The following is a 25,954-nucleotide window of genomic DNA, read 5'->3' as shown; positions in this document are numbered from 1 at the left end:
GAAAATGTATATCGTTGGCAGAAGAAATTATTTAGACCAGTTATCAAAAACTTCATTGATGACTTTATTCTCGATAAAAATCATCTGCTACCACAGAGAATCTATAAATAATAGTGCGTAAGTCCTAGTAATTTTAATTGATGTGTAAATTCGAGTACTGACTTTTTGAAGTACACACCAAAAGAGCGCATTACGCGCTCTTTTGATTTACATCTGCTTAGAATATTTTAGTAGTCAAAACTAAAATATTCTGGTGCTAATGCAGTCATGGTTTTAGATGGATTAACCATTGCTTCTGCATGACCTTGAGTACGTGGCAATAAACGCTCAAAGTAGAAATCGGCAACTTTGATTTTGGCTTTATAGAACTCAGGTGTTTCCTGACCATTGCCTTCAGCCAATTTGGTCGAAGCCACAGCCGCTTGTTGCGCCCAGAAATAAGCCATCATGACATAACCAGAGAACATCAAGAAGTCCACTGAAGCACTGGATACGATGTCACGGTCTTTACGAGCTGCCAACATAATGCGCACGGTTAATGCGTTCCATTGAGCACATAGCTTGGTTAAGTCCCATGCAAAACGACGCATGTATTTGTTACGTGCATGTTGACTACAGAATTTCAAAATTTCAGCGGTGTAGTCACGAATCACTTTGCCCTTAGAGCTTAACAACACTTTGCGACCAATCAAGTCGAGCGCCTGAACGCCAGTTGTACCTTCATACAGGGTAGAAATACGTGAATCACGTACAATTTGCTCCATGCCCCATTCTTTAATATAGCCATGACCGCCGTACACTTGCATGCCGTGGTTGGCAGCTTCATAACCCATTTCAGTTAAGAAGCCTTTTAAGATTGGGGTATAGAAACCTAAATGGTCATCATGCGCTTCAAAAGCAGCAGTATCACCACGCATTAAAGCGTCGTTCATTTTATCTGCCAATTGTGCAGCATGATAAATCATGGCACGACCACCTTCTGCCACGGCTTTTTGCGTTAAGAGCATACGACGTACATCGGCGTGGTGAATGATTGCATCAGCTACTTTTTCAGGGTCTTTTTTACCTGAAAGCGCACGCATTGACATACGTTCTTTGGCATACGGTAATGCACCTTGGAATGCCAATTCTGCATGGCAAATCCCCTGAATTGCTGTACCAATACGTGCAGTATTCATAAAGGTAAACATGGCATGTAAGCCTTTGTTTGGTTCACCAATCAAATAACCCACGGCATTGTCAAAGTTCAGGACTGCAGTTGCAGACGCGCGAATCCCCATTTTGTGTTCAATAGAGCCACAAGTGACAGGATTACGCTCACCCACCGTACCTTCTGCTGTTGGCAAGAATTTCGGTACGATAAATAATGAAATACCTTTTGTGCCTGCAGGCGCATCTGGGAGGCGTGCTAACACAATATGAATGATGTTTTCAGTCAGGTCATGTTCGCCTGCAGAAATAAAGATTTTGGTACCTGAAATCGCATACGTACCATCGGCTTGTGGTTCTGCTTTGGTTTTTACCTGACCTAAGTCGGTACCACATTGTGGTTCAGTCAAACACATGGTGCCTGACCAAGTACCTGCAACCAAGTGCGGTAAATAGGTATCTTTTTGCGCGTCTGTACCAAATTGCATAATGGTGTTGATACAACCCACGCTTAAACCTGGATACATTTGGAATGACCAGTTTGCAGTACCCATCATTTCAGATTTAATGAGGTTTAGCGACATTGGCAGGTTTTGACCGCCGTATTGTTCAGGATAAGACAGACCTTGCCAGCCACCTTGCACAAATTGGTCATAGGCTTCTTTAAAGCCTTTCGGTGTGGTCACATTGCCATTTTCAAAATGAGGTGGTGTTTCAAAAAGTATGCTGAAACAAAGCAGGTTGAATTTTGATAAAATAGAGAAATGCGAATAACTCTAGAAATCAAATGTCCAACCTGCCTCAGTGACAGTATAAAGAAAAATGGCATCAAAGTAGATGGGAAACAAAACTATCAGTGCAAAGACTGTAAACGTCAGTTTATTGGTGACCATGCTCTGAGCTATCTAGGATGTCATTCAGGCATTACTCGAAAAATATTACAGTTGATGGTCAGAGGTAGTGGTATACGAGATATCGCTGAAGTTGAGCGAATCAGTATCGGTAAAGTTTTACGTACTTTAACCGAATCGACCTACCAAATTCAGCCTAAACAAAGTCATTATGAGTCTCTTGAAGTTGATGAGTTTTGGACTTTTGTGGGAAATAAAAATAATAAACAATGGCTTATTTACGCCTACCATCGAGAAACAGGTGAGATTGTTGCTTATGTTTGGGGTAAAAGAGACTTAGCTACAGTTCAACGATTGAAGGCAAAGCTTAAACAATTAGGTATTCACTACACCCGAATTGCAAGTGATCATTGGGACAGTTTCATAACTGCTTTTAAAAACTGCAAGCAAAGTATTGGTAAATTTTTTACTGTAGGTATTGAAGGTAATAATTGCAAAATAAGGCATCGAATTAGGCGCGGTTTTAGAAGGAGTTGTAATTTTTCAAAAAAGATTGAAAACCATTTTAAAGCTTTCGACTTAACCTTTTTTTACATCAATAATGGCTTCATTTAATGTCAGCATACTTTTTGAAACACCACCCAAAATGACAGCCTTCTTCATCGCCTGATTGATTAAGAGGAGAAAGTACATTTTCACAGAAATCTGCTGCACCTTCCAAAATCATATCGACTGTATCTGCGTCCGCAAGTTCACCGTTAGAAAGATTTTTGTAGTGGGTCGGGTAATCAAGCACTTCGTTCATTAAGAAACGAATATCGTGTAATGGGGCTTTATATGCTGGCATAGTCTTAATCCTAATTTAGAAATAGTTTTGGATTATCTGTATCGATATGTTGATTATTCACACTCATGATCAAAAAACATTGATAAGAATAGCGAATAAAAATGTCAGAAATGCGAATAGTGAAAATTATTCACCTTACAAAAACGAATGAAGTGTTATGTTACAATGTATCATAATCTGTACGTTTGAACAGACCAATCTATAATGAATATAAGGTGTTTAGCAATGAAGATACAATTAAAATATTTATCTTTATGTCTTTTTAGTTTAGCTGCTACAGGTTGTTCGCAGCATGTCATTAAGACCAATTCCAATCAGACGGTAAGTATAGAACAAAAGGCAATTACGGGGTTAAATGCCATCTTTGAAACACCTAGTTATGATTTTCAGGGCAAATTACGGGTACAGAGCAATTTAGTTGAAGCAACACCAAAAGTAACGGATATTGCTCCTACCACACTTGATCCTGTACTTAAAAAGCAATTAGATCAGTATTTAAAACAGCAAAAAGTCCGTTTAAGTACACAAGAAAAACAAAACTTATATACGGCAATGGCTAAGGAACAAAACTCTGCTTCCTATGCTGCAGGGGCAATCGAAAAATCGAGTCCTTTTAATTTTCTGTTGAATGTATTGAATGATACTGAGTTTAGCTACGATGGCTCGGTGCATTATCGGCAAAAAATTGCTGCTTTGAATGTGGCAGCACGCTATGAAAAACCGACACTTTTGGTGCAAATGAAAGTACCGATGGTGGTCGATTTTAATGAATATAAGTTCTATACCAACTATTTTTCTTTGTTGCCTTATTTGGTGAATAAAGACAGTCAAAATGACTTTGCCTATATCGACTTTTCTAAATACAAAGCCGATTTTGAGCGGATTAAAGTGGCACAATTTGCCGAATACTTAAAAGCCATGAATGCGGTGCCGTATGTATTGGCAGATTCTAAACATATTCAAAAGTTATCTTTAACTGCACAAGACCGTCAGCAAAAAATTAGTGAAAAAATTCGTTTGAACAGTAGTTTGGAAGATATGTTGCTGCAGCTTGCCATGTTTGATCAGGTCAATGCACCGTATTTGCAACAGACTGTATTGGGGCAGGCGACCACAATCGAAGATGCTGCTGAACAAGTTGAAATTACGCAAGATACATCGGCCAAAGAAAGTGTTGAAGACTACTTGAAACACAATGAAACTGCTGAAGATTATGGCATGAGCCAAGAGGCTTTTGTGGCGTATCAAGCCACCCTTGCTTTACGTGATTTGGTCAGTCAGAAATTTTATGCAACTGAAACGACAGTGAGTAATGTGGCAGATTATTCAGCAGATGCCAGTGAAGATGCCATGATCGCAGCTGAACAAGCCGTTGAAGCGGCTGCTGAGCAGGCAGAAGATTCAGCAAGCACCGCAAGTATGCTAAGCGAACAAGACTGTCAGCGTTTGATCGAAACAGCAAAAACAGCCAAAGTTGGAGATTTAACCTACTGTGCTTATGCCTATGAATTAGAAGCATTTAGCCCAAGTCGTGCTGAGCAGGCACAAGCGGTTTTAGATGAGCACTTTGCTTCACCGCAAGAAAAGCTAGCTAAAGTTTTTGAACCATACCGTTCGGAACAATTGGTCGATGCCGCCGCTTTTGCAGCTTTGTGGCAAAAACATCAGGCTGAAATTCAGCAGATTATGAACGCTACACCTAAAGATAAAAAAACACCGATTCAAATTGATGTGGCTTTAGATGATCAGGGGCGTGCTGCAAAAATTGATTATGCGTTGCAATTTAAACGCGAAAATTACGGCACAATTCATGTGTATAACGATGTCAGCATTGCGAATTATGGGCAAGCCAGCAAAATTGACCGTAGTGCGCTGCGTCAAGCCAAATCCATTCAAGAGGTCAGCAAAGACTCAATTTTAGAAAAATGGGTGACAAATTTAGGGCGGACTTTGGAGCAGGAAACTGCAGAAAATAAAGATAAGACCACTGTAAAACCTGCCTTAAGTTATGATGAAGAATTGGCGCAGTTGGCGCAAAAAACCTATCAACAAACAGAATCTTTTAGTCAGACTTATCAGACTTTATTTTTAGTGCACATGGCAGCAGAGCAAAGTACGTGGGTAAAAAATCTTAGTCCACAAACCTTGCAGGAAATGGCAGAAGTGTATGCCTATTGGTTCAGTGATGAGCGCTACTATGACCCGAAAGGTGCCGCGCTAAAACGGATTGAAGCCTTACAAGCCAAGCATCATTTAGAAGAAGATGAGCAATTTAATAATGCAATTGGTCGTCGTATCAATAATTTGACTGAAGATGCAGTCGATGAAAATAAAGTCGCACTTGAATGGCGTAAGCTGAAACAGCAATACAAGCAACCACAACAGATATTTGCTCAGCAATATTTAAAAGCCTATGAAGCAGCTTATGATTGGGATGTGCCTGACTTGGAGAATTTAAAGAAAACGGCACACATTTTGGGGCAGACGTATGTTGATCGTCAGCAGGGCAAATTGAGCCAAAATTCAATTCGCACTTTAACTGAAGATCAGGCTGAACAGATTGATTATGAGTTATATATGGATGTGTATGAAGATATGCAGAAATTTGTAAAATAAACCGTGGGTGAAAATGGGCAATCAGCGTTCAACAAGATTGCCCAGTTTAAATAAAAAAATAGCCCTTTTCTGCTCAAGGGCTATTTTTATTTGGTGATGATTTAGAGGAAATCTTTTAATTCAGGTTTCACGCCATTCCAAATATAAAAAGATTCAATCGCCTGTCCGACCAGCATGCCAAAACCTTCCGATGTCGGTACGCCACGCGCTTTGGCTTGTTCTAAAAAGCTCGAAGGTTTGCCATAAGCCATTTCATAAGCAAAATTAAACTGCAAACACTCAGGCAAGGTGAGGGCATCTCCCGTTAAGCTGGCAGACGTCGCATTAATGGCTAAATCAAATTGACCTATTAAATCGGTAAGTGCCATGGCTTGTAATTCTGCTTGCGGTACGGCAGCTTGTAGGTCAGCAACCAGTTGTTCAGCACGGGCAAGGGTGCGGTTGGCAATCACAATTTTTTTTGCGCCTGCTTGTACCAACGGATAAATTACCCCGCGGGTTGCACCACCAGCGCCAATAATCAAAATATCACTGTGCTCTAAATTCCAGCCCAAAGCACGAATGGCATCAACCAAACCCTGACCATCGGTATTGTCGCCATGCAAAACACCATCTTGCATCCACAAGGTATTGACTGCTTTGGCAATTTTGGCACGTTCGGTTAATACGCCACATTGGGCAAATGCTTGCTCTTTAAAAGGCACGGTTACATTCATGCCTACACCGCCCTGATTAAAAAAGTCTGCAACACTGTCTCTAAAACCATCAAGAGGGGCAAGGCGTTTGCTGTATTGCAGGTCAATGCCTGTTTTTTCTGCAAAGGCATGATGCAGTTCAGGAGAACGTGATTGTTCAATTGGGTTGCCAATCACGGCAAATTGTTTGCGCATTTGCCAAAATCCATGTGCTGAAATGTGCATCAATATACGTCAAATTCAGCGCGGACTAAAGCCTATGGTGGTATAAAACGGTGGGAGTCTTTGGACTTAAGGATTACAAATCTCTAAAACGGTTTCTAATACCAAAATAGTGGCAATCACGAACATGGCAATGCCCGCTAAAATGCTGCTACTAATGGCTAAGCCATCTGAAAGATGACTTTCAAAAATAAAGGTCATGCAAATTGAGCCAAGTAACATGGCAAAGGTTGCCCAAAATAAAAAGATTTTGTGTTTGAACAGCGGGCTAAACATGCGGATCTCCTGACAGATGTGGCGCAGTGTGACATAAGGCTTTGACAGTTTGATGAATTCGCCTTTGACTCATGGTTTGATGTATGGATAGTTAAATCCTATTTGTGCATGGTCGAATAGGGTGCGCGGTCACATCATCTATTAAAATCCATCCGCACTATCATGACAGTTAATTCATGCTGTGCATATTTATTGATTTGAAAATAAGCAATAAAGTTTGTAAGTAAAAAAGCGATTCGTGGAAGAATCGCTTTTTTGAACCTTGAATGTGATCTTTTTTACACTGCGATGTAGCAAGGTTTCACCAGTCGCGAGCTTTAACTCGTCTTGAGATTTAACCAATCGCGTGGTTTTAAATAATAGTCAGTGAGTTTTTTCTCTGCGGAATCTTCTGCCCATTCAGGACGGTACGACCATCCCGCCAAGTTCGGTAAGCTGACTAAAATGGACTCAATCCGTCCACCTGTCTGCAAGCCAAATAAAGTGCCACGGTCATAGACCAGATTGTATTCCACATAACGTCCACGACGGTAAAGCTGGAACTCACGTTGTGCTTCGGTATAGGCTTTGTCACGATTACGCTCAAAAATAGGCAGAATTGCAGCCAAATAACCGTTACCCACCGCCTGAATATAGTTGAAACAGGTGTCAAAGTCCCATTGATTCAGATCATCAAAAAATAAACCACCCACGCCACGCTGTTCATCACGGTGCTTTAAATAAAAATAGTCATCACACCATTGTTTATGTTCTGCATAGACTTGATCGCCAAAAGGCGCACATAAGTCATGTGCTGTTTGGTGCCATGCCAACACATCTTCATCATTTGGATAAAATGGTGTCAGGTCAAAACCACCACCAAACCACCAAATTGGCGGTTGTCCTTCAGGTTCAGCGACAAATAAACGCACATTGGCGTGCGAGGTGGGTACATGCGGGTTTTTCGGGTGAATTACCAATGATACACCCATCGCTTGCGCAGGTGCGCCTGCAATATTGGGATGACGCTCAGTTGCAGAAGCAGGCAGTTTGGAAATATTGATATGCGAAAACATCACCCCGCCTTTTTCAATGACTGTACCGTTTTGTAAGACACGGGAACGACCACCGCCACCTTCAGGACGTTGCCAGTCATCAATTTCAAACTGTGCGCTTCCGCCACCTGCCTGTTCTTGTTGTTCTAAAGCCGCACAAATTCGCGCCTGCAAATCGAGAAGAAATTCACGTACACGTTGAATATCCGCGTGAGTAGGATGCGACATGGCCACCTCAGGATAAAAATAAAATGGCTTACATCAAAACATAAAACTGTCTAAAAATTAAGGGGTTTATCCAGTTTGCTGCAAATCGCTCAGGCAATTGCGCAAGGTGCTTTGTATTTCAGCATGTATTCCGAGCAAAAGACTAGGTTGATTTCCATGCCTAAGCTCAGCACAATAGTTTTTACAATCTAAATTTTAGTCAGCAGCAATTAACTGAATGGGGCAGAGTGGATGACACAGCAGGCAAATTCTTTAATTCAAAAATACAATGTGCCTGGACCACGTTATACCAGTTATCCAACCGTACCTTATTGGGATGATGCTACTTTTTCAGCCGAGGCATGGCAGCAGACGCTGAAGCGTTCTTTTGATGAATCTAATGCCAGCGAAGGCATTAGTCTGTATATTCATTTGCCATTTTGCGAAAGTCTATGCACTTTTTGTGGCTGTCATAAACGTGTCACCAAACGCCATGAAGTTGAACAGCCATACATTCAGGCGTTATTAAAAGAGTGGGACTTATATTGCCAATTGCTCGAAAGCACTCCCATCATTAAAGAAATTCACTTGGGCGGTGGCACACCAACTTTCTTTTCTGTCGAACATTTGACGCAGCTCATTCAAGGCATTCTGGCAAAAGCCAAAGTGGCAGAACAGCACGAATTTAGTTTTGAAGGTCATCCCAATAACACCACCCGCGAACATTTACAGGCCTTATATGACTTGGGTTTTCGTCGGGTCAGTTATGGCGTGCAGGATTATAATGAAAAAGTGCAGCGCGCCATTCATCGGATGCAGCCTTTTGAGCATGTGCAACGTGTGACCGAGTGGGCGCGTGAAATTGGCTATGATTCTATTTCACATGATTTGGTTTTTGGTTTGCCCTTTCAAAATCTAGACGATGTACTGAATACCATTGAGCAGACCCAACGTTTAATGCCAGACCGTTTGGCATTTTACAGTTATGCGCATGTGCCATGGATTAAAGGCAATGGGCAGCGTGGTTTTAAAGATGAAGATGTACCTAAAGATGAATTAAAACGTCAGTGCTATGAAGAAGGCAAACAGCGTCTTTTGGCCTATGGTTATCATGAAATTGGGATGGATCACTTTGCCTTAGAACGTGATGGTATGTATCAGTCGTTTAAAAATGGTACCTTGCACCGTAATTTTATGGGCTATACCGCATCTAAAACGCAGCTTATGATTGGCTTGGGTGTTTCATCTATTAGCGACAGTTGGTATAGCTTTGCGCAAAATGAAAAAAGCATTGAAGATTATTATGCCCGTTTAGCCTGCAATGAAATTCCTGTGTTTAAAGGGCATGTGCTGGATCGGGAAGATTTGGTAATACGTCAGCATATTTTAAATTTAATGTGCAGCTTTGAAACGTCGTGGGCCAGTCCAGAATTGGCATTTCCTGAAATTGAGCAAGTGCTGCAACAGTTACAGGAAATGCAGGAAGATGAATTACTGCTCATTCAAGATCAGCACATTCAGATTTTGGAAAAAGGTAAACCTTTTGTGCGCAATATTTGTATGGCCTTTGATTTGCGTTTAAAACGCCGTATGCCGAATAATCGTATTTTTTCGATGACGATTTAAGTAAGTTGAGTAGAAATTATTTAATTCAAAAATTAAAAGGTGACTCAGAAGTCACCTTTATCATACATGTGCGCCATGCGTTCGTGTTTGGTTTGCAAATATTCTTCATTGAATGGATTTAGACCCACAGTTAAAGGCACACGGTCTACCACCGTAATCCCTTGTTCCTGTAATGCTTGAATTTTCAAAGGGTTGTTGGTGATTAAGCGCACAGCTTTAACCTGCAAATGATCTAGCATAATGCTGCACATATCATAGCGACGTGCATCGGCAGGTAAATTCAGCATTAAATTGGCATCCACCGTGTCATGTCCTTGATCTTGCAGGGCATAAGCACGAATTTTATTGGTCAAGCCAATCCCGCGACCTTCTTGGCGTAAATATAAAATCACACCTTGTCCTGCGTCATTAATCAGACGTTGAGTGGCTTGAAGCTGTGGGCCACAGTCGCATTTTAAAGACGCGAAAGCATCGCCAGTTAAACATTCTGAGTGAATCCGTACCAGAACGGGCTGGGTTGGCGCAGTGTCCAAACCTTTGGATAATGCCACGTGTTCTTCGCCAGTTTCAGGATCTTGAAATACCGTAATGTTGAATTCACCAAATGCGGTCGGTAATCGTGAGGTTGCGACAAACTTAATCGGCACTGTTTAACTCGTGAAATAGTCGATAAATTGTTTAAAGTATAGCGTAATGCTCAGACATTAGTAGAATAGCGAACACGAATTTATACAGAAGATTTTCTTTTTTGTATAAAGCGCACGATAATGGTTGATAAATAGTTAGATTATTCAGGATAATCTACCCACCCAACGTGTGCCCAACTGAAATCACTGCTCAAAACTACATCGCTAGAAATGTGGCTGATTGAAGGTAATACCATTCGGTTATATGATCGAGTAATTCCCATTGACCTCGCTTAGGATTTGCCAGGCTTTAGAAGGCTTTGCCACATATGCTGTATACAGAAATTCCAACTCAACGCCCTGTAACACCATTGCTCGATGAGATTGACCATCCGCAGCAATTACGTTTACTCGCGCAAAGCCAGCTTCCACAGGTGGCAGATGAGTTACGTCAATTCATTTTGTATGCCGCAGGTCAAAGTGGAGGACACTTTGGCGCAAACTTAGGCGTGATCGAACTGACCGTTGCGCTGCATTATTGCTTTAATACCCCACACGATCGCTTAATTTGGGATGTCGGTCATCAGGCTTATCCGCATAAAGCCCTAACAGGACGCCGCGAGCAACTCACCACCATTCGCGCCAAAGATGGTTTGGCTGCATTCCCTGCGCGTGAAGAATCTATTTTTGATACCTTTGGCGTTGGTCACTCCTCAACAGCAATTTCTGCAGGATTGGGGATGGCGTTGGCACGACGTTATCAACAAAACCCGTGTGAAGTTGTTGCCATTATTGGCGATGGTGCTATGACGGCAGGTATGGCTTTTGAAGCCATGAATGATGCAGTGGCCCACCAAGCCGATATGATGGTGGTGCTGAATGACAACGATATGTCAATTTCATGTAGCACAGGCGGCTTTGCCAAACATCTTGCTGCCATTTGGGAGCGTGGTGAATCGGTTTATGTCAGTGAAACAGGTGAGGCTTACGTGCAGCCGCATCCAAAATGGACATACAACTCACGTTTGCACTGTGCTGCCACTGAAGCTGCAGACAACTTATTTAAAGCGATTGGGTTTGATTATTTCGGCCCTTTCGATGGACATGATGTTGAACAACTCACACACGTGTTTAATGCGCTGAAAAAACGTAAAGGCCCACGTTTAATTCACGTTTACACTAAAAAAGGCAAAGGCTTTGCGCCTGCCGAAGCTGATCAAATTAAATATCATGCCATTGGTAAAATTCATGCCAAAGCTGCACCAGTTAGCGCACCTAAATATTCTGATGTATTTGGGCAGTGGTTATGTGATCAGGCAGAACAAGATTCACGATTATTGGCAATTACGCCAGCCATGTGCGAAGGTTCGGGCATGGTGCAATTTGCCAAACAATTCCCAGAACGCTATTTTGATGTCGCGATTGCCGAACAGCATGCGGTGACTTTGGCTGCGGGTATGGCCTGTGAAGGTTTGAAGCCTGTGGTGGCGATTTACTCTACCTTCTTGCAGCGTGGTTATGACCAACTGATTCATGATGTCGCTTTGCAAAACTTAGATGTCACTTTTGGCATCGATCGTGCAGGTTTGGTGGGTGAAGATGGTCCAACCCATGCAGGTGCTTACGACTACGCCTATATGCGTACCGTACCGAATATCGTGATTATGGCGCCAAAAGACGAAAATGAATGTCGTCAAATGCTGCACACCGCTTATTTATATAACGGTCCTGCAGCAGTGCGTTATCCACGCGGGCATGGTTTGGGTGTCGAAATTCAGCAGCAAATGACAGCAATTCCATTGGGACAAGCTGAAATTGTGGCGCAGTTTAATCCACAATATGATGACTATATTTCAGTGCTGGCTTTTGGTAGCCGTGTGCAAGCGGCAGTTGAGGCGGCAGAAGCATTTGCTCAGCAGCATGATGTCGCAGTACGTGTGGTGAATATGCGTTTTGTGAAGCCATTGGATGAAAAACTGTTAGCTGAGATTGCAGACAGCACTGCATTATTCGTCACTGTAGAAGAGCATGCGATTATGGGTGGTGCAGGCAGTGCCGTGAGTGAATACTTGGCGAAGGCCCAGATTGTCAAACCGATTATTCATTTAGGTTTAGAAGATAGCTTTATGCAACAAGCGACACATGGTCAAATGCTGCAACAGGCAGGTTTAGATGCACAAGGCATTGAAAAATCAATGCAAAATGCTTGGCAAAAACTGCATCAATCTATATTGAATTAATTTTTAGCAACACTTCTTCCCCAAAAGCCTCAATATTTGCTAAAATATTGGGGCTTTCATGCATTATTCTTTATCAATCTCTTCAAATTTGTAGTGGGTGTTCAATGGAACCTATGGTGGTGATGGCTGCGCGTGCGGCTCAAACAGTTGGTCAAGAGCTTTTAAAAGCGCATCAGAATCGTCATAAACTCGATCTACAAGTCGAAGAAAAAGGCATTGATGGTCCTGTAACGCGCGTAGATCGTTACCTCGAGCAATTGACCATTGATACATTACGCAAAAGTTATAAAAATCACAGCTTCCTGGGCGAAGAATTTGGCATGCAGGAAGGCAAAGGTCACGATGCCGACTGGTGTTGGGTGATTGATCCTTTAGATGGCACGCTAAACTTTGTTCACGGTTTCCCTCATTTCTGTATTTCGATTGCAGTGCAACACAAAGGTGTGACACAGCACGGTGTTATTTACGACCCTGTAAAAGATGAATTATTCTCTGCGAGCCGTGGCCGTGGTGCGATGATGAATCAACGTCGTATTCGTGTAAATGTAAAAGACAGTTTAGACAACACCTTCTTGGCAGTGGGTCATGCTTATCGTGCTAAGCGCGATGGCGAAATTGTTTCTTATGCCAAAAACCATTTTGAAAGTTTATTGAATGTGACAGAAGCAGGCGCTCAATACCGCCGTGCAGGTTCTGCTGCATTAGACTTGGCTTATGTGGCTGCAGGTCGTTTAGATGGTTATTTTGAACTTGGCTTAAAACCGTGGGATATTGCTGCGGGTGAGTTAATTGTGAAAGAAGCGGGCGGTACTGTGGTCGATGCACGTGGTGGCAGCGACTCTATGGAAAATGGGCAAGTTTTGGCATGTTCAATGAAAATGTTAAAACCACTTATGAAAGCGGTTGTGCCTGCTTGGGGCGAAGCAGCGAAATAATCAGCTGATCATATTTATACTTAAATAAGACACTTAGCAAAGCTCTCATCCTGAGGGCTTTTCTTTTACCTAACGGTCTAAAACTGCTGGTTTTAAATCTGTTGTTATCGTCCATATACTAGCCATAAAAGCAGAATCTATCACTGTTTACACAAAAAACTGCAAAAGTCGATTAAATAAGGTGACTTTTAAAATAATCCTGCTATAATCCGCGCACGCACTTAATTTCTGTTCATTACCTGAACATTTCTCTTCTAATCATTGTGTATGCGCGTGCGGTCCAAAGAGAGGACGATATCTCGCGCCCCAATCGCTAAAGCGATTCCTTCAGGTTAAGCCGTAATCATGCGTGCGTTATATCACATCGTCGTTACTCGGATCGCCGCTGAATCTTAAATTGTCAGCGATAATTGCTGTACCGCTTTTTGCCGATGTCCATCTGACTTTATTTAATGGAGCACCCATTTTCAGGGTGAAAATCTCTATGAGCAAAACTTTTGCTGATTTTTCTTTACATGAATCTTTACAACAAGCTTTAGAAGGCTTGAACTTTACTACGCCGACTCCTGTTCAAGAACAATCGATCCCAGCGGCACTTGAAGGTAAAGACTTATTGGTATCTAGCCAAACAGGTTCTGGTAAAACTGCTGCATTTTTACTCCCAACTTTAAACGCGCTTGCTAATCAAGATACTTTCGTACCATTTAAAGAGCGTATGAAAGCTATTACTCAGCCGTCAATTTTAGTGCTTTGCCCAACACGTGAATTGGCTCAACAAGTTAGCCAAGACGCGATTGCATTTGTACGTCACATGAAAGGTGTACGTATTGCAGCAATCATGGGTGGTATGCCTTTTGGTAAGCAAATCCAACAATTAAAAGGTGCGCAAGTGGTTGTAGCGACTCCAGGTCGTTTACTTGACTTGGTGAGCCGTCGTCAAATCAAACTTGATAAAGTTGATGCCTTAATTGTAGACGAAGCTGACCGTATGCTCGATTTAGGCTTCTCTGAAGACCTAGAAGCGATTAGCGATTTAGCTGCTAACCGTAAGCAAACCTTGATGTTCTCTGCAACTTTTGCAAGCCGTATTATCACACTTGCAGAACGCATGATGAATGAGCCTGTACGTATTGCGATTGAAACAGGTCACTCAACGAACATGGACATCACCCAGACTTTACACTGGACTGATGGTTTCGAGCACAAGAAAAAATTATTGTCACACTGGTTATCTGATGAAGGTGTAGATCAAGCGGTTGTATTCGCATCTACTCAAGAAGATACCGATATGTTGGCTGAAGAATTGGCTGAAGCGGGTCACTCGGTTGTTGCGCTACATGGTGCAATGCCACAAACCGTTCGTAACCGTCGTTTACGCAGCATTCGTGAAGGCCGTGCAAAAATCTTGGTTGCAACAGACGTTGCAGCACGTGGTTTAGACGTACCAACTATTTCTCACGTGATTAACTTCGGTTTACCAATGAAAAATGAAGACTATGTACACCGTATTGGTCGTACAGGTCGTGCGGGCCGTACTGGTAACGCGATTACTTTGGCAACTTACCGTGAGCGTGGCAAAATCCGTGCGTTGGAAGATTTCTTAGATGCTCGTTTAAGCGTTTCAGAAATTGAAGGCTTAGAGCCATCTCCACCTCCAGCACGTTCTGGTCGTGACGGTGGTCGTGGTCGTCGTGATGGCGGTCGCGGTGGTCGTGGCGGTTTTGGTGGCGGTCGTCGTTTTGAAGGCGAAAGCAACTTTAAACGTCGTGAAGGCGGTGATGAACGTCCACGTCGCAGCTTTGATGACAAACCACGTGGTGAACGTCCTGCATTTGGTGAAGATCGTCCGCGTCGTGAGTTCAACTCAGACCGTCCACGCCGTGAAGGTGGTTTCGGTGACCGTCCACAACGTTCATTTGAAGATCGTCCGCGTCGCGAGTTCAACTCAGACCGTCCGCGCCGTGAAGGTGGTTTCGGTGATCGTCCACAGCGTTCATTTGATGACCGTCCACGTCGTGAATTTAATTCAGACCGTCCGCGTCGCGAAGGTGGCTTCAACGATAAGCCGCGTTTTGATGCGAATGATGACAACCGTGGCAACCGCGTAGACTACAAACCACGTCGTGAAGGTAGCTTCGGTGATCGTCCAAAACGTGATTTTGGTGATCGTCGTGAGGGTGGTTTTGGTGACCGTCAACTACGTTCGTTTGATGATCGTCCTAAGCGTTCTTTTGGTGGTGAAGATCGTCCACGTCGCGAGTTCAATTCAGATCGTCCACGCCGTGAAGGTGGTTTTGATCGCCCACGTCGTAAATTTAACGACTAAGATCGCGATAGCAATTTGTATAAAGAAAAACCAGTGCTCAGCACTGGTTTTTTTATGTTAAATATTTTTGTTTTAGATAAATAAAATGTATAATAAGTCACGTTTTTAACTCTATTTGCTAATTATGAACATCAATAGCTTACGATTGCTCATGCAGACGAGAGAGGGAATGATGCCGTATATTGGTTTAGCACTCATCTTATGCAATTTAATGTATTATATTATTTCTTCTTACTTTTAAATTGTTGCTGTCCTAAAAGTGATTTAAATAACAATAATAAGACTGCTTGAACAATACGTGCACAGTTTTTAAAAATTTGCTAGATAACATTTTGCGCTTCAATCCTTTATAGTATGCGTGCTGAAAAAATGCAGGAAGACCCTCAGCTATGAATAATCCAATGCCTCAACATGAGCCGTCATTGATTGAAGTCAATGAACTGAGCTTTAAACGAGGGAAACGTGTCATTTTCGAAAATGTCAGTTTAAAGATTCGCCGTGGTCAAATTACTGCCATTATGGGACCTTCAGGTACTGGTAAAACCACGTTATTACGTTTGATTGGTGGTCAGTTGACTCCCGATCATGGTGATATTTTTCTGGATGGAAAAAATCTTGCGCAAATGTCGCGTCAGGAGTTGTTTGCTGCGCGCGCACGTATGGGCATGTTATTCCAAAGCGGTGCGTTATTTACCGATATGAGCGTATATGAAAACGTCGCGTTTCCATTGCGTGCACATACCCAGTTGCCTGAACATTTAATTGCAGAATTGGTGGCTTTAAAACTTGAAGCAGTCGGTTTGCGTGGTACAGAACAACTTATGCCTGCAGAACTCTCAGGCGGGATGAACCGTCGTGTGGCATTGGCACGTGCGATTGCGTTAGACCCTGAATTGATCATGTACGATGAGCCGTTTGCAGGGCAAGACCCGATTGTAAAAGGTGTGTTGACCCGTTTAATCCGTTCCTTGCGAGAAGCGTTGGATTTAACCACCATCATCGTCTCGCATGATGTTGGCGAAACTTTATCAATTGCCGACTACATTTATATTATCGCGGAAGGCGTGATTCAGGGCGAAGGTACACCTGCAGAATTAAAACAGCATGAATCGGCATTTGTGCGTCAGTTCTTAACAGGCGCTGCCGAAGGGCCAGTCGATTATCAATTTAGCCATCGGGCTTATTTAAGTGATGAGGTGCGTTCATGAATGCTATTGCCGCATTAGGTCAACGCGTCATTGAGCGTGTTCGTGGCATTGGTGTCGCCACCCAAATGTTGTTGCAAATTCTATTTTCAATGCCAACCATACTTGGGGTGAAGCTGTTCCTGTACCAAATGTACCGTGTTGGCGTGATGTCATTATTGATTATTGCGGTGTCGGGTTTATTTATTGGTTTGGTATTGGGCTTACAAGGCTACTCCATTTTGGTCAATATTGGTTCGGAAGCCATGTTGGGCACGATGGTGTCTTTGACTTTGTTGCGTGAGCTTGCACCTGTAGTGGCTGCACTGTTATTTGCAGGGCGTGCAGGCTCTGCCTTAACTGCAGAAATTGGTTTGATGAAAGCCACAGAACAATTGGCCAGTATGGAAATGATTGGGGTAGACCCACTCAAGCGTATTGTGTCACCACGTTTATGGGCTGGGATTGTTAGTCTGCCAATGCTCTCCATTATTTTCGCTGCGATTGGCATTATGGGCGGCAAAATGGTCGGGGTTGATTTTCTAGGTGTCGATGAAGGTTCTTTCTGGAGCGGTATGCAAAGCAGCGTGCAGTTCTATAAAGATATTTTTAACGGCACAATTATTAAAAGTTTTGTTTTTGCATTAATTTGTACTTGGATTGCAGTATATCAAGGCTATGCCTGTGTCCCAACATCGGAAGGCATTGCGACGTCGACCACACGAACCGTGGTGTATTCTTCATTATGTGTTTTAGGTTTTGATTTTGTGTTGACTGCGGTCATGTTCGGAGGTGTTTAATGAAATCACGTACAAGTGAGCTGGCCGTAGGTGTATTTGTCATTTTGACAGGCATTGCATTGTTTTTCTTGGCCATGAAAGTCAGTGGATTGGTGGGTACCAATTTGCGCGACAGTTACAATATGACAGCAACATTTGACAACGTGAATGGTTTAAAACCACGCGCCAAAGTTACTATGAGCGGTGTCACCATTGGTCGTGTCAATGATATTACTTTAGACCCTGTATCGCGTTTGGCTACAGTTGAATTTGAACTAGATGGCAAGTTGACCAGTTTTAATCCTGAACAACTAAAAACAGTGCAAAATTATGCGCTTGAAGAATTGCGCTACAGTGCAGAATACCAAGAAGCAAATCCTCAGCAACAAAAAGAAATGGAACAACAACTGTTGGGTAACATGAAATCCATCACCAGTATTGATGAAGATGCTTACATAATGGTAGCAACCAATGGTTTATTGGGTGAGAAATATCTCAAAGTGGTTCCAGGTGGTGGTTTGAACTTTGTGAAGCGTGGCGAAAGTATTGCCAACACGCAAGGCACCATGGATTTAGAAGATTTAATCAGTAAGTTTATTACTGGCGGTGCAGCGAAAACATCCAACGCAGCGTCAGACGCAGATAAAGACACAGCGACAGCTGAAACAACAGATGCAGAAGTGTCATTTGTTGAGTAATGAAGGAGATTGTCCGTGAAAACACTTTTAAAGCAAACTCTGGCGGTAAGTGTACTTTCAACCATGTTGGCAGGAACTGCATTTGCTGCACCTGCAGAAGCGCCACCAGCTTTTGTGAAAAAAGTTGCCGATAGCTTGATTGCACGTTTAAAAGCAGATCATGCTAAATTGCAGAACAATCCAGCATTGGTCAAAACGATTGTGCGTCAAAACCTTGATCCGTATGTAGATGCACAGGCATTTACCCGTATTGTGATGGGTACTTATGCAACCAACCAATACAGTTCAGCAGCACAGCGCGCGCAGTTTGAGAAAAACTTCCGTGAAACTTTAATTGAGAACTATGGCACAGCGTTTGCGAAATTTAGCAACCAAAGCTATACCATGCGTCCTTATAAGGCGACCAACAGCAAGAACCCAGTGGTGACTATTGATTTCTTGCATAATGGTGAAAAAATTCCTGTGTCATTCCAGTTAGCAGACAAAGGCAGCCAATGGAAAATCCGTAACATTAACGTCTCGGGTATTGATTTAGGTTTGCAATTCCGTAACCAGTTTGCAGCGAACGTGAAGCGTAATGGCGGCAATATTGATAAAGCCATTGCAACCTTTAAGCCAGATGCAGAAGCTGCGGTTGAAAAGAAAAAATAGGTTAGGTGTGGCGTGATTGAATTATCAAATCAGGAATTATGTGTTTCTGGAAAAATAGATTTCAGTAATGCAGAGCAATATTACCAAAAAGGTCTGCAGTTGATTCGTAAGCAGCAGTTGCCTTTGGTGGTTAATTTGGCGCAGCTAGAACACGGGAGTACTTTAGCTTTGGCCGTTTTGGTGCAATGGTTGCGTCAGACGCCTGAAGCCAAGGGCTTACAGTTTAAAGCGGTTCCTGAAAAAATGATGAAGATCATTCAAGCCTGTCATTTGCAAGATGATTTGCAGCTAATCGTCTAAAACTGAAAAAACCATCAAAAAAGCACCTTCTTGTAAGGTGCTTTTTTATTGCGTTTAGTTTCCCGCTTTATTCGTAAGCATCCAGTGAAGCTTATTTGAGTCAGGCAGGCTTCCACTTATGCGGTAGTAATTCTTCAACCTGGATTATTTTCTGTGTCGGCAGTCTTTTCAACACATCACTTAAATAGGCATAAGGGTCCAGTCCATTCAGTTTTGCTGACTGGATTAAGGTGCTGCAATTGAGGCTAGACTGATTATTGCGGTGGTTAAAGATATTAATGAAAAGACAGTTGCAAGATGGTCATTGATCAGCAATGTACCAACCGAGATTACCGCAGTGGAATTGACGACTTGGTATTACTGGCGTTGGTCAATCTAATGTTATTTCAAACTTCTCAAGCAAGCAGGCCATGATATTGAGTCATGGCTTCAGACTGCGCCAGAAGCGATTTTAAGGCGTTTGCTGATCAGTTGCATGGCTTGTGTGTTGACGTGGAGAGTGCAGCGTTGTACAGATGAACAAAATCAGAAAGTCCGTGCATTTCTGACTAGGCTCTCAGGTAGACAANCATATTGGCAGGACTCTCGATTTTACTAAATACTCTTCAACTGCTCTCAGAATATTCAATAGATGAACTGAATGAAATCGCAACCATTGCACTAGGTACCTAAAGATGTGTAGATACCTATGCCTAAAAAGAGAGGGAATAAAAGGCATCAAATCCATTTTTTCCATCTAAAGTAAATTAATGGGCCAATAAAGAAGCCAATTAAAATAATACTGACCACTATAAAACTGGTGGTGCCTTTGGCAAAAGGTAACACGTCGGTGTTCATACCATAAACACTGGCAACTAACATCGGTGGCGCTAACATACTCGGCAAAATCGAGAATCGACGAATCGTGTCGTTCTGTTCGGTGTTAATGAAGCCTGAAGTGGTATCGAGCAAGAAGCGCACTTTTTGGAATAAGAAGGCATCGTGTTCGACCAGTGAGCGTACATCTTCACTGAGTTCTCGAATGTCGGCATCGTAAATATGACTACCCAACGCACGCGGACGTGCCAAAAAGGTCAGGACACGACGTAAATCAATCAAACACAATTGCGCTTTTCCAAGCATGTCTTCTAATTGTGCCAGTCGGGTAATCATGTCATCGAGGTCTAAAATTTGCTCACGATGACGGTTATTCAGAACTTCTGTGGAATACTTTTCCAAGTCCTTGTGGATATCTTCTAAGATATCCGCAAGTTCGTCCAGTTTGGCTTCAAGCAAGCCTAAAAGCACCCAAGTCGGGTCTTTATAATCAATTTCGTAGTCGTTACGTCGTGCCCGTGCCCGAAATGCCCGAAATGCCACTAATTTTTCACCGCGTAGGGTAAACAGGTGTTCTTTATGTAAGATAAAGGCAACGGTTTGCACTGTGGCTAAAATACTGGAATTGTCTTCAGTTTCACCATCGACTTGATAGTTTTTATTTTTAGTTAAAAAATAGGTACTAATGTGTAAAATACCGTCATCATCGCGGTAGAATCGCGCTGAAGATGAAATATCTTCCAAAGATTTTAAGGTTGGTAAATTTTGTGAGTATGCGTCTAGTACCCATTGCTGTTCTTCTTGTGAAGGGGCAATCAGGTCAATCCAGACCAGATCTGGATGCAAATCAAAACCACCGTTAATGGTGGCATCTTCCAGACTACCGCGCTCTGTGGCATAAAAGGCTTCAAGCATTCGTCTTTTCTCCTTGCGCAGTATGGGTTTTGTGGATGGGTGTATTTTAGACAAGGATCTTACTAAATACACTGCTCAGAATGCTATTTTATTTAAAAATCTCCCTGAAGTTTAATTTTATGGCATGACAGCCAGATAACATGGTGAAAAAATGATGTCGTCAATTGCTATTTTCTGTGGTTCTGCCCCAGGAAAAGATTCAGTTTTTGTTGAAAATGCACGAAAAGTGGGTGAAACATTGGCTGCACAAGGCAAAACTTTAATTTATGGCGGTGGACGCTCAGGCTTAATGGGTGTGGTGGCAGATAGTACTTTGGCCGCAGGTGGGCGTGCAATTGGTGTCATGCCTGAAAGTTTGGCAGAGCATGAATTGGCGCATCCGCATTTGACCGAATTACACATCGTAGAAAACATGCATGCCCGCAAAATAAAAATGTCAGAATTGGCCGAGGGCTTTATTGCTTTGCCGGGTGGTTCTGGAACTTTAGAAGAAATTTTTGAGCAATGGACGTGGGCACAATTAGGAATTCACTCAAAACCCTGTGCCTTTTTTAATGTAGCTGGCTTTTATGATGATTTGCTGAAGTTTTTAAGACAGACCTCTGAAAAAGGTTTTACTCAGCCACGTTTTTGTGAGGCATTGATTGTATCGAATTGTATTGACAATATTTTGCAGCAATTTGAACAATACCGTGTTCCTGAAATGAAATGGGAAGTGCCTGAGCTAGAGTGGGTGCAGCAGGAACTGGCGAAATAAAATGGCTGAGATCAACAACATCATTACCGTTGCAGCTGCAATTATTTTAAATGTCAAACAGCAGTTATTGGTGGTGCGTAAACAGCATACCGCGTGTTTTATGCAGGTCGGTGGCAAATTAGAACCCAATGAAGCGCCTGAAACGACCATGTTGCGAGAAATTGCCGAAGAAATTGGCTGTCAGGCGCAAATTCAACAATTTATTGGACGCTATGAAACAGCAACGGCCAATGAGCCCGACTGCCGTTTGGTCAGTTATGTGTATTGGGTTCAGCTTGATCAGGCACCAAAAATTGCTGCTGAAATTGCCGAAATGAAGTGGGTAGATTTGGATGATCAAGATACTTTGTTGGCACCGCTGACCCGTGAAGTGGTGATGCCGTGGTTAAAACAATATTTACAACAAAATTAAGAGCAGTTGATCATTCTTCTATATTTTAAGTTCAACTTTTTAATGCGTTGAGCATATTCAACCGAATAGTTTTTTTATTCAGCACTGGCCAGACAAACCGCCTCGACTTTTTGACAGCCGAGCTTGAGCAACTGCTGTTTGAGTGCATGAATTGAACTGCCCGTCGTGACCACATCATCCACAATTAAAACCCGACGAAAACGGATTTTAGGCGCATTCTCAATTTGAAATTGCTGTTGGATGTCTTCCAATCGTTCTAAGCGACTTAAGCCTTTTTGCGCGTGCTGTTGTAAGCGGGTCACAGGTTGCCAAATCGGGACATTTAAATGCCGCGCTAGTCCTTTTGCTAACAATAAAGATTGATTGTAGCCGCGTTCAGTCAAGCGGGCAGTGGAAATTGGCATCGGTACAATGGCTTGGATTTTAGGATAAGACAGTTGTTTTAGCGCGCCTACTAAAAGCAGTTGGTAATGTAACTGCTGTTCATATTTAAATTGTTGAATGATGCGATTAATTGGATAGTGATAATCAAAAGTGACTTGAATCTGCATTTCTTGTCGTTGTACCGCTTGGCTACGCCACGGCAATTGTTGCCAACAGGTTTGACAGACCGAATGTTGCCATTGCGTGTCGCTATGGCAGAGCTGACACGGTTGCAGTTGGCGCAGCCATTGTATGCCGCATTGTAGTAGATTGATCGGCTGAGTCATCTTAGGACTGCAATCCGTTTAAACATAGGCATAACGTGGTGCCTCAGGCAGCCAGCGTTTTAGCAAAGCTTCGGCATGTGTAGGATAATCGTTTAAAATTTGCTGTGCCACATGATGCGCCTGTGCCAACAAATGATCATCCCGTTCTAATTTAGCCACCCGAAAGCCCATATCTCCCGTTTGTTTGGTTCCCAAGAGTTCACCTGGGCCGCGCAGTTCTAAATCTTTTTCTGCAATCACAAAACCATCGTTGGTTTCCCGCATAATCCGCAAGCGTTCTTGTCCATTTTGCGAAAGTGGATTTTTATACAACAGGGCACAAAAACTGGCTTTGGCACCCCGTCCGACTCGTCCACGTAGCTGATGTAGCTGTGAAAGTCCTAAACGCTCGGCATTTTCGATCACCATAATTGAAGCATTCGGTACATCGACCCCGACCTCAATTACTGTGGTGGCAATCAGCAACTGTAATTGATTGTCTTTAAATTGCTGCATGACGGCTTGTTTTTCATCGGCTTTCATTTTGCCGTGTACCAGCCCAATATTCAGTTCAGGAAAGCGTTCTTTAATTTCAGCAAAAGTCGCCTCGGCAGCTTGCGCATCTAAGGTTTCCGACTGTTCCACCAAGGTACAGACCCAATAGGCTTGTTTGCCTTCGGCACAATTGCTGGCAATGCGTTGTAAGACTTCTTCACGCCGATCTAGCGGAATAGTCACCGTTTGAATAGGTGTACGTCCTGGCGGTAGTTCATCAATCACCGAAGTGTCCAAATCGCCATAGGCGGACATGGCTAAAGTTCGCGGAATAGGCGTTGCAGTCATCACCAATTGATGCGGTGTAGTGTGATTGGCACCTTTATTGCGCAAAGCCAGACGTTGATCGACCCCAAAACGGTGTTGTTCATCAATAATCACCAAACCTAATTTGGCAAATTGCACATTGTCCTGAAATAACGCATGTGTCCCAACCACCAAATTGGCGCTACCATCTTGAATGCTCAGTTCAGCCGCTGCGCGTGCTTTGCCTTTTTGTTTGCCAGACAACCATGCCACTGTTAAGCCCAATGGTTCAAACCATTTTTGAAAGTTCAGATAATGTTGTTCTGCCAAAATTTCAGTGGGTGCCATCAGCGCGACTTGCCAACCTTCTTCTAGCGCATGACACGCTGCGACTGCAGCGACCAGCGTTTTACCTGCACCTACATCACCTTGTACCAAGCGCAGCATGGGTTTATTACGCTGCAAATCCTGCATGATTTCTTGCGAAACCCGTTGCTGTGCGCCTGTCATTTGAAATGGCATGTTGCCGAGTAACGCAGGCGCTAGTTTTTGACTTGGGGAAAATGCAGGTGAGGAAATTTGCTGAATATAAGCCCGTCGGGTTAGCAAGCTGACTTGATGCGCCACCAACTCTTCAAAAATCAGGCGTTGCTGTGCAGGGTGAGAGCCTTGTGCCAATTGCAGCATATTGGCATTTAAAGGTGGATGGTGAATATAATCTAGCGCCTGTTTGAGTGCATAACCATTGGTCATTTTTTCAGGCAAGAGTTCAGGCAAATCATCACTATGCTGTGCCAAAGCTTGTTTGACATATTCACGTAATTTGGCTTGGGTCAGCCCATCGGTGCTTGGGTAAATAGCGGTTAGTTGGGTTTTAGGCAGTGGAGTATGTTCAGTAATGAGTTGTAATTCGGGATGATACATTTCCAGACCACGCGCTCCAACCCGTACTTCGCCAAATACTCTTAAACGATTGCCGAGTTTGGCACGATCTGTAATGCCTTTATAAATATGATAAAAACGTAAGGTGATTTTGCCAAATTCATCTTCTAAATTGACCGCCATTGACTTGCGTTTACCCGGTGGAAAATCGACCCCTTTAACCACACCTTCGAGTAAATAGCTGCGTCCCACGTTTAATTGGTTCATGGGAATGATCGTGCTACGATCTTCATAGTCACGCGGTAGATGAAACAGCAAGTCATCTGTAGTGAAAATATTTAGTTTTTCGAGTAATGCAGCAGAGGCAGAGCCTACCCCTTGCAACTGATGGACTGCAGCCATGTCCCCTCAACTTCAAATGCTATGATTAGGTGCTGAATGCATATTCTATTTATTGGTTATGGTAAAACATCGCAGCGTGTTGCAAAACAACTATTTACGCTCGGTCATCAAATTACCACAATTAGCCGCAGTCCGAAAACAGATCCTGATATGACGCATCTGCTTCAGGATATTCAACAGCTCGATTTATCACAGATTCAACCTGTTGATGCCGTTTATGTATTACTTGCACCATCTCGAGATACGGCTTTAAGTTCTATCGAAGCGTATCAACAGACTTATGTAGATTCTGTGCAGCCGATAGTCGCTGCGTTAAAAGATCATCCTGTAAAACGAATTATTGTGGTGTCATCGACACGGGTTTATGGTGAAAACGCAGGTGAATGTATTGATGATGATACTGTGCCTAAGCCGAATGATGTGCAAGGGCAGTTGTTGTTGCAGATGGAACACTTGTGGCAACAGGCTTATCCTGAACAATGTGTGATTGTGCGTCCTTCGGGTATTTATGGTACTTCGACAGCACGCATGCTCAAACTTGCGGAAAGCACGCAAAGTTACCCGAATATACATTGGTCAAATCGAATTCATATTGATGATTTGGCGGGCTTTTTGGTACATTTACTTCATGTGGAACATCCAGAACCATCATACATCTGCAGCAATAACCAAGCTCAGCCTTTGCATGAAATGATTTTAAAGATTCAGCGTGAATTGAATTTACCTGAATTGGTATTAGAAAGTGAGAGAGAAACAGGGAAAAGGATTTTTGCTCAGAGGATGGTGGCGAGTGGGGTTGAATTATTCAATGTGTAATCATTTATCAAATGGAGCGTAAAACTCAGTCCTTCAGGTCAGAGATACAAGCGACACGACATGAAGTGTCGTTTGATTTAACTAAGGACTATTTTCCTTGAGTTTTGATTGTTAATATAAGTACATGAAAACCCTTAAATTACGTATAAAAGACAAACATTGCAAGGTGTTAGACCAACTAGCATCAGAAGTGAACTTCGTC

The 25,954-nt window shown here is 42.8% G+C and carries 21 protein-coding genes and 4 pseudogenes; 15 read left to right on the top strand and 10 right to left on the bottom strand.

The genetic code is table 11. The features are described from left to right. Window positions 1–111: pseudogene (locus tag AC07E5_RS07625) on the top strand (IS701 family transposase); the annotation flags it as partial. A gap of 116 nt (window positions 112–227) precedes the next feature. Here the strand turns inward: AC07E5_RS07625 and AC07E5_RS07620 are convergent. After that, window positions 228–1,853, bottom strand: a pseudogene (locus tag AC07E5_RS07620) (acyl-CoA dehydrogenase C-terminal domain-containing protein); the annotation flags it as partial. A gap of 60 nt (window positions 1,854–1,913) precedes the next feature. Here AC07E5_RS07620 and AC07E5_RS07615 point away from each other — a divergent pair. Continuing rightward, window positions 1,914–2,615: an IS1-like element ISPa14 family transposase gene (locus AC07E5_RS07615; RefSeq protein WP_015586042.1), complete on the top strand. Its 702-nt coding sequence runs from the start codon at window positions 1,914–1,916 to the stop codon at window positions 2,613–2,615. 28 nt (window positions 2,616–2,643) lie between these two features. Here the strand turns inward: AC07E5_RS07615 and AC07E5_RS07610 are convergent. Next, window positions 2,644–2,847, bottom strand: a pseudogene (locus AC07E5_RS07610) (acyl-CoA dehydrogenase); the annotation flags it as partial. Window positions 2,848–3,072: 225 nt separating this feature from the next. Between AC07E5_RS07610 and AC07E5_RS07605 the strand changes: the two are divergent. After that, window positions 3,073–5,463: a hypothetical protein gene (locus AC07E5_RS07605; RefSeq protein WP_498625155.1), complete on the top strand. Its 2,391-nt coding sequence runs from the start codon at window positions 3,073–3,075 to the stop codon at window positions 5,461–5,463. 101 nt (window positions 5,464–5,564) lie between these two features. On the opposite strand, the gene aroE is transcribed toward AC07E5_RS07605, so the two are convergent. From aroE to hemF, 3 genes are all read right to left on the bottom strand, one after another. Beyond that, a complete protein-coding gene (gene aroE, locus AC07E5_RS07600; RefSeq protein WP_167846346.1) occupies window positions 5,565–6,353 on the bottom strand; it encodes a shikimate dehydrogenase in 789 nt (262 codons plus the stop codon). Window positions 6,354–6,449: 96 nt separating this feature from the next. Further along, window positions 6,450–6,656 carry a hypothetical protein gene (locus tag AC07E5_RS07595; protein ID WP_004974627.1) on the bottom strand — a complete coding sequence of 69 codons (207 nt, stop codon included), beginning with the start codon at window positions 6,654–6,656 and terminating at the stop codon, window positions 6,450–6,452. Between the two features lie 317 nt (window positions 6,657–6,973). Further along, entirely contained in the window at window positions 6,974–7,918 is a 945-nt protein-coding gene (hemF, locus tag AC07E5_RS07590) for an oxygen-dependent coproporphyrinogen oxidase (protein ID WP_131260599.1), read from the bottom strand. Window positions 7,919–8,149: 231 nt separating this feature from the next. On the opposite strand from hemF, the gene hemN reads away from it, so the two are divergent. Next, window positions 8,150–9,523, top strand: a complete 1,374-nt coding sequence (gene hemN / locus AC07E5_RS07585; protein ID WP_096901232.1) for an oxygen-independent coproporphyrinogen III oxidase — start codon at window positions 8,150–8,152, stop codon at window positions 9,521–9,523. Window positions 9,524–9,567: 44 nt separating this feature from the next. Here the strand turns inward: hemN and ribA are convergent, their stop codons facing one another. After that, window positions 9,568–10,170, bottom strand: a complete 603-nt coding sequence (gene ribA / locus AC07E5_RS07580) for a GTP cyclohydrolase II (RefSeq protein WP_004974633.1) — start codon at window positions 10,168–10,170, stop codon at window positions 9,568–9,570. Window positions 10,171–10,478: 308 nt separating this feature from the next. On the opposite strand from ribA, the gene dxs reads away from it, so the two are divergent. The 8 genes from dxs to AC07E5_RS07540 all read left to right on the top strand — a co-directional run bounded on the left by dxs (window position 10,479) and on the right by AC07E5_RS07540 (window position 19,262). Then, window positions 10,479–12,389 (top strand): 1-deoxy-D-xylulose-5-phosphate synthase, encoded by a 1,911-nt coding sequence (gene dxs, locus AC07E5_RS07575; protein WP_004974635.1) that lies wholly within the window; start codon window positions 10,479–10,481, stop codon window positions 12,387–12,389. 104 nt (window positions 12,390–12,493) lie between these two features. Beyond that, complete coding sequence (locus AC07E5_RS07570) at window positions 12,494–13,324, top strand: inositol monophosphatase family protein (protein WP_019836885.1); 831 nt, start codon at window positions 12,494–12,496, stop codon at window positions 13,322–13,324. 484 nt (window positions 13,325–13,808) lie between these two features. After that, complete coding sequence (locus tag AC07E5_RS07565) at window positions 13,809–15,650, top strand: DEAD/DEAH box helicase (protein ID WP_498625153.1); 1,842 nt, start codon at window positions 13,809–13,811, stop codon at window positions 15,648–15,650. 389 nt (window positions 15,651–16,039) lie between these two features. After that, on the top strand, window positions 16,040–16,858 hold the full coding sequence (locus AC07E5_RS07560; RefSeq protein ID WP_004974642.1) for an ABC transporter ATP-binding protein: 819 nt from the start codon (window positions 16,040–16,042) through the stop codon (window positions 16,856–16,858). Further along, window positions 16,855–17,634: a lipid asymmetry maintenance ABC transporter permease subunit MlaE gene (gene mlaE / locus AC07E5_RS07555; RefSeq protein ID WP_179989864.1), complete on the top strand. Its 780-nt coding sequence runs from the start codon at window positions 16,855–16,857 to the stop codon at window positions 17,632–17,634. Before AC07E5_RS07560 ends, mlaE begins: the two co-directional genes overlap by 4 nt. After that, complete coding sequence (gene mlaD, locus AC07E5_RS07550; protein WP_096901228.1) at window positions 17,634–18,311, top strand: outer membrane lipid asymmetry maintenance protein MlaD; 678 nt, start codon at window positions 17,634–17,636, stop codon at window positions 18,309–18,311. The genes mlaE and mlaD overlap by 1 nt, the downstream gene beginning before the upstream one ends. Window positions 18,312–18,326: 15 nt before the next feature. Next, window positions 18,327–18,962, top strand: a complete 636-nt coding sequence (locus tag AC07E5_RS07545) for an MlaC/ttg2D family ABC transporter substrate-binding protein (RefSeq protein ID WP_004974651.1) — start codon at window positions 18,327–18,329, stop codon at window positions 18,960–18,962. Window positions 18,963–18,974: 12 nt separating this feature from the next. Then, the gene (locus tag AC07E5_RS07540) at window positions 18,975–19,262 is read left to right on the top strand and encodes an STAS domain-containing protein (RefSeq protein ID WP_178866832.1); all 288 of its coding nucleotides are present in this window, start codon (window positions 18,975–18,977) and stop codon (window positions 19,260–19,262) included. A 100-nt stretch (window positions 19,263–19,362) separates the two neighbouring features. On the opposite strand, the pseudogene AC07E5_RS07535 reads toward AC07E5_RS07540, so the two are convergent. Both AC07E5_RS07535 and AC07E5_RS07530 read right to left on the bottom strand, forming a co-directional pair. Further along, window positions 19,363–19,503: pseudogene (locus AC07E5_RS07535) on the bottom strand (transposase domain-containing protein); the annotation flags it as partial. A gap of 476 nt (window positions 19,504–19,979) precedes the next feature. Further along, complete coding sequence (locus tag AC07E5_RS07530; RefSeq protein ID WP_096901036.1) at window positions 19,980–20,993, bottom strand: CorA family divalent cation transporter; 1,014 nt, start codon at window positions 20,991–20,993, stop codon at window positions 19,980–19,982. Between the two features lie 154 nt (window positions 20,994–21,147). Between AC07E5_RS07530 and AC07E5_RS07525 the strand changes: the two genes are divergently transcribed. Continuing rightward, window positions 21,148–21,750: an LOG family protein gene (locus tag AC07E5_RS07525; RefSeq protein WP_026438479.1), complete on the top strand. Its 603-nt coding sequence runs from the start codon at window positions 21,148–21,150 to the stop codon at window positions 21,748–21,750. 1 nt (window position 21,751) lies between these two features. Next, window positions 21,752–22,162, top strand: a complete 411-nt coding sequence (locus AC07E5_RS07520) for an NUDIX hydrolase (protein WP_004974664.1) — start codon at window positions 21,752–21,754, stop codon at window positions 22,160–22,162. Window positions 22,163–22,236: 74 nt separating this feature from the next. Here the strand turns inward: AC07E5_RS07520 and AC07E5_RS07515 are convergent, their stop codons facing one another. Together AC07E5_RS07515 and recG are read right to left on the bottom strand one after the other, a co-directional pair. Beyond that, a complete protein-coding gene (locus tag AC07E5_RS07515) occupies window positions 22,237–22,872 on the bottom strand; it encodes a ComF family protein (RefSeq protein ID WP_498625151.1) in 636 nt (211 codons plus the stop codon). Between the two features lie 18 nt (window positions 22,873–22,890). Next, a complete protein-coding gene (gene recG, locus AC07E5_RS07510; protein ID WP_180037401.1) occupies window positions 22,891–24,936 on the bottom strand; it encodes an ATP-dependent DNA helicase RecG in 2,046 nt (681 codons plus the stop codon). Between the two features lie 36 nt (window positions 24,937–24,972). On the opposite strand from recG, the gene AC07E5_RS07505 reads away from it, so the two are divergent. Beyond that, on the top strand, window positions 24,973–25,752 hold the full coding sequence (locus AC07E5_RS07505) for an NAD-dependent epimerase/dehydratase family protein (protein WP_498625150.1): 780 nt from the start codon (window positions 24,973–24,975) through the stop codon (window positions 25,750–25,752). The last annotated feature ends 202 nt before the right edge of the window (window positions 25,753–25,954 follow it).

It is taken from the genome of Acinetobacter seohaensis, from assembly GCF_056431365.1.
This window is presented reverse-complemented; position numbering and strand designations above follow the sequence as displayed.

Coding starts and splice junctions, on each gene's coding strand:
- AC07E5_RS07615 (WP_015586042.1), top strand. CDS start 1,914: ATGCGAATAACTCTAGAAATCAAATGTCCAACCTGCCTCAGTGACAGT.
- mlaD (WP_096901228.1), top strand. CDS start 17,634: ATGAAATCACGTACAAGTGAGCTGGCCGTAGGTGTATTTGTCATTTTG.
- AC07E5_RS07560 (WP_004974642.1), top strand. CDS start 16,040: ATGAATAATCCAATGCCTCAACATGAGCCGTCATTGATTGAAGTCAAT.
- dxs (WP_004974635.1), top strand. CDS start 10,479: ATGCTGTATACAGAAATTCCAACTCAACGCCCTGTAACACCATTGCTC.
- AC07E5_RS07570 (WP_019836885.1), top strand. CDS start 12,494: ATGGAACCTATGGTGGTGATGGCTGCGCGTGCGGCTCAAACAGTTGGT.
- AC07E5_RS07595 (WP_004974627.1), bottom strand. CDS start 6,656: ATGTTTAGCCCGCTGTTCAAACACAAAATCTTTTTATTTTGGGCAACC.
- AC07E5_RS07520 (WP_004974664.1), top strand. CDS start 21,752: ATGGCTGAGATCAACAACATCATTACCGTTGCAGCTGCAATTATTTTA.
- mlaE (WP_179989864.1), top strand. CDS start 16,855: ATGAATGCTATTGCCGCATTAGGTCAACGCGTCATTGAGCGTGTTCGT.
- recG (WP_180037401.1), bottom strand. CDS start 24,936: ATGGCTGCAGTCCATCAGTTGCAAGGGGTAGGCTCTGCCTCTGCTGCA.
- AC07E5_RS07525 (WP_026438479.1), top strand. CDS start 21,148: ATGTCGTCAATTGCTATTTTCTGTGGTTCTGCCCCAGGAAAAGATTCA.
- aroE (WP_167846346.1), bottom strand. CDS start 6,353: ATGCGCAAACAATTTGCCGTGATTGGCAACCCAATTGAACAATCACGT.
- AC07E5_RS07515 (WP_498625151.1), bottom strand. CDS start 22,872: ATGACTCAGCCGATCAATCTACTACAATGCGGCATACAATGGCTGCGC.
- hemF (WP_131260599.1), bottom strand. CDS start 7,918: ATGTCGCATCCTACTCACGCGGATATTCAACGTGTACGTGAATTTCTT.
- AC07E5_RS07565 (WP_498625153.1), top strand. CDS start 13,809: ATGAGCAAAACTTTTGCTGATTTTTCTTTACATGAATCTTTACAACAA.
- AC07E5_RS07505 (WP_498625150.1), top strand. CDS start 24,973: ATGCATATTCTATTTATTGGTTATGGTAAAACATCGCAGCGTGTTGCA.
- hemN (WP_096901232.1), top strand. CDS start 8,150: ATGACACAGCAGGCAAATTCTTTAATTCAAAAATACAATGTGCCTGGA.
- AC07E5_RS07530 (WP_096901036.1), bottom strand. CDS start 20,993: ATGCTTGAAGCCTTTTATGCCACAGAGCGCGGTAGTCTGGAAGATGCC.
- AC07E5_RS07605 (WP_498625155.1), top strand. CDS start 3,073: ATGAAGATACAATTAAAATATTTATCTTTATGTCTTTTTAGTTTAGCT.